Origin of the sequence: Catenulispora acidiphila DSM 44928 (genome assembly GCF_000024025.1) — a bacterium.
GTDB classification, from domain to species: Bacteria; Actinomycetota; Actinomycetes; order Streptomycetales; family Catenulisporaceae; genus Catenulispora; species Catenulispora acidiphila.
Genome location: NC_013131.1, coordinates 2,164,501 through 2,177,169 on the forward strand (window position 1 = coordinate 2,164,501; position 12,669 = coordinate 2,177,169).

Annotated in this window: 13 protein-coding genes; 8 read left to right on the forward strand and 5 right to left on the reverse strand. The window is 72.3% G+C overall.

Annotated features, from left to right (window positions below; genetic code table 11):
- Window positions 1-10 precede the first annotated feature (10 nt).
- Window positions 11-1,237 (forward strand): MFS transporter, encoded by a 1,227-nt coding sequence (locus tag CACI_RS09515; protein WP_012786122.1) that lies wholly within the window; start codon window positions 11-13, stop codon window positions 1,235-1,237.
- A gap of 25 nt (window positions 1,238-1,262) precedes the next feature.
- On the opposite strand, the gene CACI_RS51055 is transcribed toward CACI_RS09515, so the two are convergent.
- The 4 genes from CACI_RS51055 to CACI_RS09535 all read right to left on the reverse strand — a co-directional run bounded on the left by CACI_RS51055 (window position 1,263) and on the right by CACI_RS09535 (window position 5,569).
- A complete protein-coding gene (locus CACI_RS51055; RefSeq protein WP_012786123.1) occupies window positions 1,263-2,348 on the reverse strand; it encodes a hypothetical protein in 1,086 nt (361 codons plus the stop codon).
- Window positions 2,349-2,512: 164 nt separating this feature from the next.
- Complete coding sequence (locus tag CACI_RS45330; RefSeq protein WP_012786124.1) at window positions 2,513-3,139, reverse strand: DUF1003 domain-containing protein; 627 nt, start codon at window positions 3,137-3,139, stop codon at window positions 2,513-2,515.
- Between the two features lie 38 nt (window positions 3,140-3,177).
- The gene (locus tag CACI_RS09530; protein ID WP_012786125.1) at window positions 3,178-5,172 is read right to left on the reverse strand and encodes an LCP family protein; all 1,995 of its coding nucleotides are present in this window, start codon (window positions 5,170-5,172) and stop codon (window positions 3,178-3,180) included.
- Complete coding sequence (locus CACI_RS09535; protein ID WP_143765190.1) at window positions 5,165-5,569, reverse strand: DUF6542 domain-containing protein; 405 nt, start codon at window positions 5,567-5,569, stop codon at window positions 5,165-5,167. The genes CACI_RS09530 and CACI_RS09535 overlap by 8 nt, the downstream gene beginning before the upstream one ends.
- A 183-nt stretch (window positions 5,570-5,752) precedes the next feature.
- Between CACI_RS09535 and CACI_RS09540 the strand changes: the two genes are divergently transcribed.
- Genes CACI_RS09540 through CACI_RS09555 form a run of 4 tightly spaced genes read left to right on the forward strand, consistent with a single transcriptional unit; the run spans window position 5,753 to window position 9,882 of the window.
- Window positions 5,753-6,571, forward strand: coding sequence for an ABC transporter ATP-binding protein (locus tag CACI_RS09540; protein WP_012786127.1), 819 nt, complete (start codon window positions 5,753-5,755; stop codon window positions 6,569-6,571).
- A 1-nt stretch (window position 6,572) separates the two neighbouring features.
- A complete protein-coding gene (locus CACI_RS09545; protein WP_012786128.1) occupies window positions 6,573-7,922 on the forward strand; it encodes an FtsX-like permease family protein in 1,350 nt (449 codons plus the stop codon).
- Window positions 7,923-7,959: 37 nt separating this feature from the next.
- Window positions 7,960-9,192: a sensor histidine kinase gene (locus CACI_RS09550; protein WP_012786129.1), complete on the forward strand. Its 1,233-nt coding sequence runs from the start codon at window positions 7,960-7,962 to the stop codon at window positions 9,190-9,192.
- A 42-nt stretch (window positions 9,193-9,234) separates the two neighbouring features.
- Complete coding sequence (locus CACI_RS09555) at window positions 9,235-9,882, forward strand: response regulator (protein ID WP_012786130.1); 648 nt, start codon at window positions 9,235-9,237, stop codon at window positions 9,880-9,882.
- Between the two features lie 274 nt (window positions 9,883-10,156).
- Here the strand turns inward: CACI_RS09555 and CACI_RS09560 are convergent, their stop codons facing one another.
- Window positions 10,157-10,540, reverse strand: coding sequence for an STAS domain-containing protein (locus CACI_RS09560; RefSeq protein WP_012786131.1), 384 nt, complete (start codon window positions 10,538-10,540; stop codon window positions 10,157-10,159).
- Between the two features lie 87 nt (window positions 10,541-10,627).
- Here CACI_RS09560 and CACI_RS09565 point away from each other — a divergent pair, with 87 nt between their 5' ends.
- From CACI_RS09565 to CACI_RS09575, 3 genes are read left to right on the forward strand one after another with little or no spacing between them, the layout of a single operon-like run.
- On the forward strand, window positions 10,628-11,080 hold the full coding sequence (locus CACI_RS09565; RefSeq protein WP_012786132.1) for an ATP-binding protein: 453 nt from the start codon (window positions 10,628-10,630) through the stop codon (window positions 11,078-11,080).
- Entirely contained in the window at window positions 11,068-11,562 is a 495-nt protein-coding gene (locus CACI_RS45335) for an ATP-binding protein (protein ID WP_012786133.1), read from the forward strand. The genes CACI_RS09565 and CACI_RS45335 overlap by 13 nt, the downstream gene beginning before the upstream one ends.
- Window positions 11,559-12,659, forward strand: a complete 1,101-nt coding sequence (locus CACI_RS09575; protein WP_012786134.1) for a SigB/SigF/SigG family RNA polymerase sigma factor — start codon at window positions 11,559-11,561, stop codon at window positions 12,657-12,659. Before CACI_RS45335 ends, CACI_RS09575 begins: the two co-directional genes overlap by 4 nt.
- The last annotated feature ends 10 nt before the right edge of the window (window positions 12,660-12,669 follow it).

A 12,669-nucleotide genomic window follows, 5' to 3' on the forward strand; every position in this document is an offset into this window, starting at 1 on the left:
GAGGTGACCCTTGTCCACGCTCGTCGTTCCCGCGCCCTCCCTCAAGCCGGTTCTGAACCGGCCGCTCATCCTGGTGCTGTCGCTCGCGTGCGGCGTGGCCGTCGCGAACATCTACTTCCCGCAGGCGATCAGCCCACTGATAGCCAGCGGACTGAAGACGAGTAAGAGCTCTGCTGCACTGGTCACGACGTGTGCTCAGTTCGGGTATGCGGCTGGGATCTTTCTCCTGGTTCCGCTCGGCGATCGCCTTCGGCACCGTCGTCTGGTCACGACGTTGCTGGTGCTCACCACGGTCGGTCTGGTCCTCGCGGGTACGGCGACCACGCTCCCGACGCTCGCCGTTGCCAGCACCCTGATTGGCGTGACCACGGTCGTCCCGCAGATCCTTATTCCCATGGCGGCCGGGCTCGCCGATCCTGAGCGGCGCGGCGAAGTGACCGGGACTCTGCTGTCCGGGCTGATCGGCGGAATCCTTTTGGCCCGCACGTTTTCCGGGACGCTCGGTCAGTGGCTGGGCTGGCGCGCGCCGTACTTGGTCGCGGCTGTCGCGGTGCTGGTTCTGTCGGTGGCGATGGCGGCGTACCTGCCCGCGACGACTCCGAGCACGACCGAGCGGTATCCGTCGTTGGTGGCGGCTTCGGTGCGGTTGCTGCGCAGCGAACCGCTGCTGCGGCGCTCGTGTCAGTACCAGGTCTTGGTGTTCGCGGCGTTCAGTGCTGCCTGGACCGCGCTGGCTTTGCACGTTACCGGCCCGAAGTATCACCTCGGCACGCCGGCGGTCGGGGTGTTGGCGTTGGTCGGTGCCGGAAGCATGCTGGCGACGCCGCGTGCCGGGCGTGCGACCGATCGGCTGGGACCGGACGCCGTGAATCTTCGTTGCCTGATCGGCGTGCTGGTCGCTGCGGCTGTGCTGCTGCTCGGCGGGGTCGGGGGAGTGCTCGGTCTCGTCGGTCTGGCCGTCGGGATGCTCGGGCTGGACGTCGCGATGCAGTCCGGGCAGGTTGCGAATCAGGCGCGGATCTTCGCGCTGCGGCCGCAGGAGCGGGCTCGGCTGAACACGGCGTATATGACGTGCGCGTTCCTTGGCGGGAGCGCGGGGTCGTGGCTGGGCGTGCGCGCGTATTCGGCTTTCGGGTGGAACGGTGTGTGCGGTGCTGTCGCGGTCTTGGGGGCGATCGCGCTGGTGCTTTGTCTTGCTCGTGCGCGGCGGCCTCAACAGGCCCGGCAGGCCCGGTAGATCCGAGCCCGCCGGCCGTCGTCGCCTAGCGCGGGATGTTGTACGTGATGGTCACGCGTCCGTTGCCGTCGTCTGTTGCGACGCCGCTGGTGATGGTCGAGCCGTTGGGGTTGTCGATGAAGCTGGAACCGCCGCCGCCACCGCCCCCGCCGGCCTGCTTGAAGATGGTGCCGCCGTTGGGCTTGTCGCCCCAGCCGCCTCCGCCGCCGCCGTAGACGCCGCCACCGCCACCGCCGCCGGTACCTCCGCCACCGGTTCCGAGGCCGCCGGGGGCGGGACCGCGGCCGCCGCAACCTGATTCGGTGAAGACGACTCTGCCGTCGGAGGGATAGACCACGCCCGCACCGGCGCCGCCGTGCCCCAGGATCCCGGGGAAGCCCGGCTGGCCCGCACATTGTCCGCTGCTGATACCGCCGGCGCCCGGGGCGGCCGGGGTCGCGCCCTGCCCGCCGTGGCCGCCGGGGAAGCCGCCTTCGCTGCTGGCCTGTCCGGTCGAACCGGGGTGCCCGGAGGCTCCGCCGTTCCCGCCCTCGCCGCCATAGACCTGGAAGCCGCCTCCGGCGCCGCCGCCCCCACCGGCGGCGACCGCGACCCGGTCGGCCAGGGCGCGGCCGGTCCGGATGTCGGACGCGCCGCCGCCCGCCCCGCCGGCGTTGCCGCCGAACGCGGTGAACCCGCCCCCGCCGCCGCCGTTGTAACCGCCGTTCAGGACGGGGTTGCAGCTGCGGCCGTTGATCGAGGTCTCCGCCGCCCCGCCCTTCCCGCCCACGTAGACGTCGACGACGCGCCCCGTCGGGTTCGGGGGAAGGATGACGTAGCCCTTGAGCTGGGCTCCCTTGCCGCCGTCGCCGCCGATGCCGATGCTGTCGCGACAGCCGTGACCGCCGGCGGCACCGATGAGATCAACGATCAGGAAGGTCACCTTCGGCGGGACCATGAACTGCTGCGCGGAGCCGGTGAACGCGTACCGGCAGGTGACGCGGGCACCGGTCTCGACGCACCCGGCGGGCAGCGTCTGAGCCCGGGCGGCGGGAACCGAGACGTACAACGAACCGGTCGCCGCCACCGCGGCACCCCCGGCGATCAGGGCTTTGCGCCACCTCAGTACCACGATGCACAACCTCCTGGAGAATCCGCGGCCCGATGGAAGGCCTCGGCACCACGAGAGCACTCCCGCCCCGTCGGCCGCCGGAGCCGATCGTGTCGCGGCGGAAAACGTACCTTTTCGGACTCATTGGCCAGATGATCAGCCTGCTGACACTGGAGGCTTGATACCTAGTCGGCGGCACTCGTGAGGTGCGTACCGCAGCCCTCGCCGGCACCCGCCCCCGAACCGCCGCCCGCACCCGAACCCTCGCCCTCCACATCAGCGACCTCCCCGACCACCACCGCCCTCGCCTCCATCCCCGCGATGTCGATCACCGGCACCGGGTTCAACCCGAGATGCGCCGCTATCCGCGTCAGCAGTGCGTCCTGTGCCGCCAAGTGCTCTTGGAGCTGCGCTGTCTCGTGCAGGGTGGCGCTCGCGTCGTGGTACGTCGCCTCGCTGCGGGCGTCGGCGGCGTCGGCCTGGACGTTCTGTCCGACCATGATCACCGATAGGAGGACCAGCTGGAGGAAGGTCTGGGCCACCCAGGCCACGATGGTCGACGCGCCGCCGCGGATCGCTGCGGGGAGGCTGATCAGGTCGAAGGCGGCGAACAGGTAGGCACACCACATCGAGCCGACGGCCTTGGTGATCAGCAGGGCGGCCTGGGTGTTGAAGCGGGTGACGGCGTTGTCGGTGCGGTGCTGGTCGGCGACCTTCACCGGGCCCTCGGCGTGCCGGGCGGCGACGTGCGGGTGCGGGATGTGCTCGTAGTGCAGGTGCCTGGCCAGGTCCAGCGGGTTCGTCGCAGTCATCGGGCTCTCCTGTACGGTGCCGCGCACCGGGGGCGGGGTCAGTTCACGCAGGTGATCCCGCTGTCCATGGCGATGCCGGGGGAGTCCGCCGGGTCCGGGCTGCCGGACGGATCCGCGGTCGCGGGGTTCGCGGGGTTCGCAGGGTTCGCGGGATCCGCGGGATCCGCCGGGCCCGGGCCGGTCGCGTCGGTCGGCGCCAGAGGCTGGGGTCCACCGGGCGGAGTGTAGTCGGCACCGAGTCTGATCAGCACGTGTCCGGCCGCGGTACGCGCCGACGGCGCCGGCAGCGCCTGCACGCCGAGCGCCGCCGCGAGCTGCCCGGCCGCCTTCGCCGCGCCCTTGCCGTACAGGATCGTGGTCCGGCTCTGCGCCGCCGCCCCGGCGGTCTTGTCCACCGGCCAGCCGGACGCCGCCAGCCAGTCCCCGACCGTCGTGGCCAGGCCGTTCCTGGCGGTGGCGTTGTAAAGGTCGACGACGGTGTGCGTGTCCGACGGCGCGATCGCCGCCGGGCGCATGCCCAGGCCCGCGCCGCTTTCCCCGCCGCGCGCAGCCGGCAGCGGCGGCAACGCGCCGGGCGCGCCGTCGCCCTGCGCCGCACCGGCCTGCACCGAGGCATTCTGCCCCGGCAGTACCGAACCGCCCTGCGCCAGTCCCGCACCCGGATCGGTCAGCGACCGCGGTCCCAGCGACGACGCCGGATCCCCGCCGTTCTCAGTGGCCTGAGCCATCTCGGTCGCGAACTCCTTGGCGTCCCCGAACCCGGTCATCACGATCTGCCGGATCTGCAACGGATTCACCGTGTTCACCGAACCGTCCGCCGGCAGCACCGGCTGCCCGGTGATCGGCAGTTCCCGGAAGTCCGCGTTCCCGCCGGTCAGGTTCTGCGCGCGGTCGGCGAAGTCCAGGACGTCCCAGGAATCGTCGATGACCACGTCCTTCTTCACCACGTCGAACAGCGCCTGCATCTTGCCCAGGTCGCCGATCACGCCCTCGCTCTTGAGCTTGTGCATCACCGCCGCCAGGAACGCCTGCTGCCGCCGGTTCCGGTCGAAGTCCCCGCGCAGCAGATGGAAACGCTGACGCACGAACTGCAACGCGGTCGCGGCGTCCAGCATCGAGTGCCCGGCCGGCAGCTTCAGCCCGGTGCCCGCGCCGTCCTCGATCGGGTCGTTCACCGGATGGTTCAGGCAGACCTCGATCGGACCGACCGCCTGGGCGACGTCGTAGAAACCCAGCAGGTTGATCTCTGCCAGGTGGTCCACGTGCTCGCCGGTGAGCAGCTGCACGGCCCGGATCGTGGACTCCCGCCCGACCTCGCGGCTGACCTTCTCGATCTGCGCCTGGTCGGTCATGCCGGAGGCCTTCAGCCGGTCCACCGCGATCGCCTTGGCCCGGCCGTACGCCTCCTTGATCTTGTGCATCCCCAGGTCCGGGATGTCACCGACGGCCGAAGACCCGCCGGGCTCCTCGACGTAGTCGTCGCGGGCGATGGAGAACGCGGTCACGCGCCCGCCGTCGGCCGGGATGTGCAGGAAGATCAGGACATTGGCGTTGTAGCCGCCGATCTCCGAGGAACCGGCGTGCAGCTCCTGCTCCACGAAGTCGGTCGGCAGATCGTTGCCGTTCATGTCCTTGCGCGAGTCCAGCCCGATCAGCAGCAGGTTGACTGAGCCGTCCAGGTGCGGGGCGACGTAGCCCTTTTCGCCCGAGCGGATCTCGTTGATCGCGTTGGAGGTGAGCAGACCCGAGGTCAGGTTGTGATACTCGGCCCAGATCGCGGCGCTGGCCAGGACGATCGCCGCCGACGTCGTGCAGGCCAGGGCGCGGGCGACGATCGTCGCGCGGCGCCGACGCCGCCGGGGCGGCTCGGGAGCGGGACGCCGAGGCGGAGCAGGACGCTCCGGCTGCTGCGGACGCGGCGTCCAGTAGTGCAGATCGTCCTGGTGACGAGGACCCTGACCGCGCGGCGACAGGTCGTACGGAGGCTGCGGCCGAGGACGGCGCGGCGGGGGAGGAGGAGTGGAGTCAGGCACCGACCGACCTCCGGCGGGCGGCCCGGCGTAAGAACGCGACGGCAGCCGTGGCCAGCAACGTCACCGTCATGGCCGGGAAGGCGTCGATCGCGCCGTGCGCGACAGCGATGGCCTGCTTGCCGCCGCCCCCGGCCGCGTCGAACATCGCGCGGCTCACGCACACCGCCCAGACGGCCACCGGCGCCATCGGCAGCACCCACCACAACCCCTCCGGCCGCACGCGCAGCGCCGCCAGCGTCGCGGCACCGGCGCTGAGCACCGCGAACACCGCGCCGCCGAAGAACATCCCGATCGCCGGGGCGCCCACGAGCAAGGCCGTGACCCGCCCCCCGGTGATGCTTCCGCGCCGCGTGGGTGCTCGGTGACCGCTGCCGTGAGTGCCGGGGGTTTGTGGCATGTGGCACATCTTCACATCTTGGGTGGCGGTGGCGGGATAAGAGCGAGAAGTGTCTGATGCCAGACTCATCAGCTCATGTGACGATCGAGCGTGTGCCAGGGTTCGAGCCCTCGCGCAGCGAAGACAGGTGTTAGCACCCCTGATTCCGAAGGCGCATCCGGCGAATCTGGATCCATGACAGCCATGGAAGACGCGCTGCGTCTGGAATCGGTGAGCAAGACGTTCGGCGACCAGGTGAAGGTCGCCGCCCTGGACCAGGTCAGCCTCGGTCTGCCCTACGGCACCTTCACCGCCGTGATGGGACCCTCCGGCTCGGGCAAGAGCACCCTGCTGAACTGCGCCTCCGGCTTGGAGCGCCCGGACTTCGGCCGCGTCCTGATCGGCGGCCAGGAACTGGACACCTCCGACGAGACCGCCGCCACGCGCTTCCGGCGCGGCCGCATCGGCTTCGTGTTCCAGGCCTTCAACCTGCTGCCGACGCTGACGGTCTGGCAGAACGTGCTGCTGCCGGCGCGGATCGCCGGGACGTCGTTGAGCAGAGAGGACAAGAACCGAGCCCGCCTCCTGCTGGACCGCGTCGGCCTCGGCGACCGGCTGAACCACCGCCCGGCCGAGCTGTCCGGCGGTCAGCAGCAGCGGGTCGCGATCGCCCGGGCCATCGTGAACCGGCCCGCGCTGCTGTTCGCCGACGAGCCGACCGGCGCGCTGGACTCGGTGCGCGCCGCCGAGGTGCTGATGCTGATCGGCGAGTCGGTGCGGGAGTTCGGGCAGACCGTGGTGATGGTGACGCACGACCCGGTGGCCGCCGCCTACGCCGACCGCGTGCTGTTCCTGGCCGACGGCCGGATCGTGGACGAGATGCGGGCGCCGCAGGCCGCGGGAGTCGCTGCGCGGATGGCCGCGTTCCGCCCAACGGAAGCCGCCGCTCACGTCGCCGACGCCGCTCACGCCACGCACGGAACCAGCACCGCGACCTCCCGTTTCTCCGGAAAGGCGGCGTGACATGATCTCGACGAGCTTCAGCAACCTGCGTCACCGCCGCGCGGCCTACCTCGCCTCGTTCCTGAACCTGTTCCTGGGCGGCGCGATCCTCACCGGCTTCGCCTCCCTCTACGAGACCGGCAGCGCGCCGGGCTTGTCCAAGGACGACCGCTCGGCGCTGCAAACCATGGCCCTGGTCATCGGCGGCTGGGGCGCCCTGATCATCGCTTTCGGCACGGCGGCCACGCTGAGCCTGGCGGTCCAGCAGCGCGAGAAGGAGATCGCGCTGCTGAAGGCGGCCGGCGCGCTACCCGCGCAGATCCGCCGCATGATCATGATCGAGACCGCGGTCCTGCTGGCCGCCGCGGCGATCCCGGCGACGCCGACCGGCATGGCCGTGGGCCGCGCGGTGCTCGCCACGCTGAAGTCCACGCATCAGGTCTCGAACGGCGTCGGCTTCCGGTTCGGCGCCACGACCCTCGCGATCGGGCTCGGCGACGTCGCCGTGGCCGCCCTGGTCGCCGCGATCGTCGCCGGACGCCGCGCGGCGAATCAGAGCACGGCGGCCGCGCTGGTCTCGGCCTCCGTCGACAATCCGGGCATGTCGCGCAAGCGCAAGATCGCAGCGGCCGTGTTCATCCTGCTCGGGCTGGACGCCGGGGTGATGACCGCGACCTTGATGAAGAACGAGGGCTACGCCACCATGTCCACCGCCGGCCAGGCCTGCATCCTCACCGGCATCGGGCTGGCGCTGCTGGCTCCGGCGCTGATCCGGGCCACCGGCGCGGTGCTCGGCCCGCTGATGCGGCGCAGCGGCGGCTACCTGGCCGAGGCCGAACTGCGGCGCCACTCCCGGCCGGCGGCCGGCGTGCTGATGCCGGTGATCCTGTTCGTGGCGCTCGCCAACGGCGCGCTCTACCAGCAGTTCATCCAGGACGACGCCAACCGCGCGCACCACCTCGTCCCCTCAGCCGACGACAAGGGCGTGCAGACCCTCAGTTTCCTGGTGGTCGGCATGATCGCGCTGTTCGCGGCGGTGGTGGTGGCGAACATCGCCGTGGCCGGCACGCTGCACCGCCGCCGCGAGTTCGGGCAGCGGCGCCTGATCGGCGACACGCCCGGCGAGGTGCGGCGCTCCCTGAGCTGGGAGGCGTGCGCGATCCTGGCCGCCGGTCTGGTGTTCGGCACGCTGGCGGCGCTGGCCGGGGTCGTCCCGTTCAGCTACGCCAAGACCGGCCACCTGATGCCGCAGCAGGGCCTGTGGGTGTTCTTCGGGATCGCGGCCGGCGTCACGGCGCTGACCCTGGCCGCGTGCCTGGGGGCGGCGCGGCGGGTGCTCGGCGTGCCGGCGCTGGCCGCGGTCGGCGGGTAGTGCGGCGATAATGGCGACGCACGAAGGGATGAGGCGGATGGCCGGGCTGTCAGAGGTGGTCGGCGGGGGAGCCGGCGCGTGGCGCGAGCGGGGCGCCGCGACCGCGCTGGCGGTCGGCCGCGGGCTCGTGCTCGCCCCGGTGTCGCTGCTCGCGGGGATTCCGCTGCTGGTCGCGGCGGCGCTGACGCTGGGTCTGATGCCGATCGGCGGCGGCGTGCTGGTGCCGTACGTGATCCGCGCGGTGCGCGGGCTGGCGACCTGGGAGCGCGGGATCGCCGCGCGGTGGAGCGGCGTCGAGATCGAGGCGCCGTATCTGCCGCGCGCCGGCCGGGGTCGGCTGCGCTGGCTGCTCGGCGACCCCGCGACCTGGCGGGACCTGCTGTGGATGGTGACGAACATCCCGGTCGGCATGGCGCTCGGACTGCTGCCGCTGACGCTGGCCGGCTGGGGCGTGGTCGGGGTGATCGCGATCCCCGGGCTGGCGCTGAGCGACGATCCGTTCTGGCCGTTCGGTCTCGGGTTCGGGCTCGTGGCGCTCGCGCTGGCGCCCTTCGTCGGCCCGGCGCTGATCCGGGCGCAGGCGCTGTGGGCGAGCACGCTGCTGGCGCCGACTGACGTCGGCGAGCGGATCAGCACCCTGACCGTCACCCGGGAGCGGGTCAGCGACGACGCCGAGGCCGAGATGCGCCGCATCGAACGCGATCTGCACGACGGGGCGCAGGCGCGCCTGGCGGCGGTCGGGCTGAGCCTGGGCATGGCCGAGGACCTGGTGCGCGAGAACCCGGACGAGGCGATCGCGCTGCTGGCCGAGGCGCGCGAGCACAGCGGCGCCGCGCTGGCCGAACTGCGCTCGCTGGTCCGCGGGATCCTGCCGCCGGTGCTGGCCGAGCGCGGGCTCGGGGACGCGCTGCGCGCGCTGGCGTACGCCTCGCCGATCCCCGTGGAGGTACGCAGCGACTTGACCGAGCGGCTGCCCGCCCCGCGTGAGTCGGCGCTGTACTTCGGGATCGCCGAGGCGCTGGCGAACGTGCTCAAGCACAGTGGCGCGGCGCGGGCGAGGATCGACGTCTTCCGGCGCGAGGACCGGATCACCGGCGCGAATGGCGTTGTCGCAGAAGTCTGGGACGACGGCGACGGCGGTGCCGACCCCGACCGCGGCGAGGGCCTGTCCGGCGTGCGGCGCCGCCTGGCGGCGTTCGACGGCCGGCTGACGGTCGTCAGCCCGGCGGGCGGGCCGACGACGGTGACGCTGGAGGTGCCGGGCGAATGAGGATTTTGCGATGAGGGGTTTGCGATGCGCCAGGAGTCGGCGATGCGCGTAGTGCTGGCCGAGGACCAGGCACTCCTGCGGGACGGCTTGGTGCGTCTGCTGACCGCCCACGGCTTCGAGGTGGTCGCCGCCGTGGAGACCGGCCCGGACCTGCTCGACGCGCTGGTCGCCGAGAAGCCGGACGTGGCGGTCGCCGACATCCGTCTGCCGCCGACGTTCAAGAACGAGGGACTGGCCGCCGCGCTGGAGGCGCGTCGCCGCGTGCCAGGCCTGCCGGTGCTGATCCTGTCGCAGCACGTCGAGCCGCTGTACGCGCGGGAGCTGCTCTCCGACAGCGCCGGCGCGATCGGGTATCTGCTGAAGGACCGCGTTTCGAACGTTCGTTCGTTTCTGGACGCGGTGCGGACCGTCGCCGGCGGCGGCACGGCGATGGACCCCGAGGTCATCGCCACGATGCTGGCCCGCCGCTCCCGCGACGAGCGGCTCGGCTCGCTGACCCGGCGCGAGCGCGAGGTGCTGGCCGCGATGGCCGAGGGGCACGCCAACGCCGGGATCGCCGGGCGGCTGGTGATCACCGAGAAGGCGGTCAGCAACCACATCAACACGATCTTCGCCAAGCTCGGGCTGCTGCCGGATCTGGACGGCAACCGGCGGGTGCTGGCGGTGCTGGCCTACCTCGACGCGGCCTGAGGCGCCTCCGGGCTCGTTCCGGCACGGCGCGTCGGCTACCGGCCGCCACGAGAGGACTCCTATCGGCCACCGCCGGCGTCAATCGTTTCGACCAACGCCTGCGCTGCGCGGTCCTGGGCTATGTTTGGGCACGTCGGGTGCATGACAATGAGCCCAGGGCCGCAGCGTGCCGCGGCACCGGATCCGGACCGAGTTTGGATTCGGTGGAACGGGTAGCGGTGTTCGCGGGTGGCCTGCGGATCGGACGCGAGGAAGGGGTGGCGATGGCCGACGGTCAGCGTGCGCTGCCGCTCCCGCTGACGTCGAGCACGAACAGGTCGGCGACCCCGGCCAGTTGGAGCACCCGCAGGACCGCCTCCGACGGCGCGGCCAGCGTCAGCCGGGCGCCCGAAGCCTTGGCCTTGTGCTGGGCGCGGATCAAGGTCCGCAGCCCCATGGAGTCCAGGAACGCCACCCGCGAGCAGTCCACGACGACCTGCGCGCCGGAGCGCACGTACTCGTCCAGGACGCTCCACAGCGTGTCCGCCGCGGCCAGGTCCACGTCACCGGCGACGGTGACCGTGACGGCCTGGCTGTCCTTGCCGTCCCCGGGCACCGCGGCGGCTCCGCCCCGGTCCGGGTCGTTGTCGACCTCGACCGAGAAGCCTTCGACCGCCATGATGCCTCCTGTTTTCCCACCCAGCCCGCGTGATCCCGGATCGCTACCGACGATATCGGGTCGGCTCACGGCTGGGAATCTGGCGCGATGACGTCGCGCCGGACGGCCCACACCCAGCTGGCGCCCGGGCCCTCGGCACCGGCCGCCGCCCGGGCCTTCCTGACCGAGACCTGTACCAGGTGGCACGCTGAGGACTTCGTCACAGACGCCGCGCTCGTGGTCAGCGAACTCATCACCAACGCCGTCCGGCACGCCGGCACCGAGATGCGGCTGGAGCTGGAACTCGATGACGGGATGCTGACGGTCCGGGTCCACGACCGCAGTCCCGGCCTGCCGCGCCTGATCCCGCCCTCCGAGCGCGTTTTCGGAGGTCAGGGGCTCGCGATCGTGGTCCAGCTCGCCCAGGCCTGGGGGGTCGCGGTCGAGGACGGCGGGGGAAAGGCCGTATGGTGCCGACTCGGGCCGCGAGCAGCGGTACCGGCTGGGGCGGGCACACAGGCGTCGCCGTGGAAAGGGGAGCAGGACGTATGGAGCGCGTGAGCGGTGTGGGTGGTGAGGCCGGCGTGGGCACGGGTGCCGACGGCGGCGGCGAGGGCACGGACGGCCGTGTCCCGGTGACGCTGAGCATCCCCGCCGAGCGCGACTACGTCGTCCTGGTCCGGTCGGCGGCCGGGCATCTCGGGGTGCGAGCCGGGTTCTCGATGGCCGAGATGGGCGACTGGCGCCTGGCGGTGGACGAGGCCTGCGGCCTGCTGCTGCTCCCCGACGAGGTGGACGCGATCGGCGAGGAGCTGGACTGCGTGTTCCGGCTGAGCCCGGCCGGGCTGGCGCTCACGGTCTCCTCCGAGGCCCGGCCCGGCTCCAAACCGCAGGTCGGCGGCTTCGGCTGGTCGCTGCTCGCGGCGCTGGTCGACGATCTGCAGTGGGCCGAGGAAGCCGGCCGGGTGCGGGTCGACATCGTCAAGCGCGCCGCCGGCGGCGCGCCAGGACCCGACCGCACGGCCCGGGCGGAGGTGCGGTGAGCACTCGGGGGAGCGGTCCCGGTCCGGTTTCGTCCGGCCGAGGCGGGCCCGGGCGCGACGGCGATCCGGTGCGCCCGGCGGCGGGCGAGCCCGCGGCGTCGGGGGCGTCCGGGGCGTCGAGCGCCTCCGCCGCGCCTTCGGTGCCGGCCGCGCCGTCCGGGTCGGCTGCCCCGTCTGTCCCGGCCGCTCCGGTCGCGCCGCGCGCTGTGCGCGCCGACCGCCGGCTGCCGGAGCAGGACGCCGACCTCCCCCTGCCGAGCATTCCCTCGCCGCGGCTCGGCGGCGTGCCGCGCGACCGCGCCGAGCACCGCGCGGAGATCCACCGCCGTTTCGAGCTGCTGGCGGACTGCGAGTCCGACAGCGTGCGCCACCGGACGCTGCGCGACGAGCTGATCGCCGAGCACATGAACTACGCGCGCTACGTCGCCTCGCGCTTCTCCGTCCCCGCCGACACCGCCGAGGACCTGGAACAGGTCGCGTACCTGGCGCTGATCAAGGCGGTCGACAACTTCGACCCCGCGCGCGGCACCGCCTTCCTGGGCTACCTCACGCCGATGGTCGCCGGGGAGATCAAGCGCTATTTCCGCGACTCCACCTGGGACGTGCACGTCCCGCGCCGCATGCAGGAGTTGAGCCTGGCGCTGCACGGCGCCCCGGCCGAGCAGCTGGAGCGCCGGCTCGGCCGCTCCCCGACGATCGCCGAGCTGGCCGAGCACCTCGGCGCGCAGCCGGAGGAGATCGTCGAGGCCTTCGACGCCTCGGCCGCCTACAGCGCGACCTCGCTGGAGCGTCCGCTGGTCCCCGGCGACGAGCAGGGCGCGAGCCTTGGCGAGACGCTGGGCGGCGACGACGACGCCTACGAGTGGGTCGTCGACCGTGAAGCGCTCAAGCCGCTGCTGGCCGCGCTGCCGGAGAAGGACAAGCGGATCCTGCTCATGCGCTTTTTCCGCGGCATGACCCAGAGCCAGATAGGCACCGAGCTGGGGGTGTCGCAGATGCAGGTCTCGCGCTACCTGACCCGGATTCTCAGCACCCTGCGCGACGCGGTCCTCGTCGAGGACGGCGAAGAGGAGCCGGGGGCGGGCGGCGGGAAGTGACACGGTCCGC

Excerpts from the sequence above, each read along its gene's own strand:
- CACI_RS45330 (WP_012786124.1), bottom strand. The coding sequence starts at position 3,139 with ATGACTGCGACGAACCCGCTGGACCTGGCCAGGCACCTGCACTACGAG.
- CACI_RS09535 (WP_143765190.1), bottom strand. The coding sequence starts at position 5,569 with ATGCCACAAACCCCCGGCACTCACGGCAGCGGTCACCGAGCACCCACG.
- CACI_RS09540 (WP_012786127.1), top strand. The coding sequence starts at position 5,753 with ATGGAAGACGCGCTGCGTCTGGAATCGGTGAGCAAGACGTTCGGCGAC.
- CACI_RS09545 (WP_012786128.1), top strand. The coding sequence starts at position 6,573 with ATGATCTCGACGAGCTTCAGCAACCTGCGTCACCGCCGCGCGGCCTAC.
- CACI_RS09550 (WP_012786129.1), top strand. The coding sequence starts at position 7,960 with ATGGCCGGGCTGTCAGAGGTGGTCGGCGGGGGAGCCGGCGCGTGGCGC.
- CACI_RS09555 (WP_012786130.1), top strand. The coding sequence starts at position 9,235 with ATGCGCGTAGTGCTGGCCGAGGACCAGGCACTCCTGCGGGACGGCTTG.
- CACI_RS09560 (WP_012786131.1), bottom strand. The coding sequence starts at position 10,540 with ATGGCGGTCGAAGGCTTCTCGGTCGAGGTCGACAACGACCCGGACCGG.
- CACI_RS09565 (WP_012786132.1), top strand. The coding sequence starts at position 10,628 with ATGACGTCGCGCCGGACGGCCCACACCCAGCTGGCGCCCGGGCCCTCG.
- CACI_RS45335 (WP_012786133.1), top strand. The coding sequence starts at position 11,068 with ATGGAGCGCGTGAGCGGTGTGGGTGGTGAGGCCGGCGTGGGCACGGGT.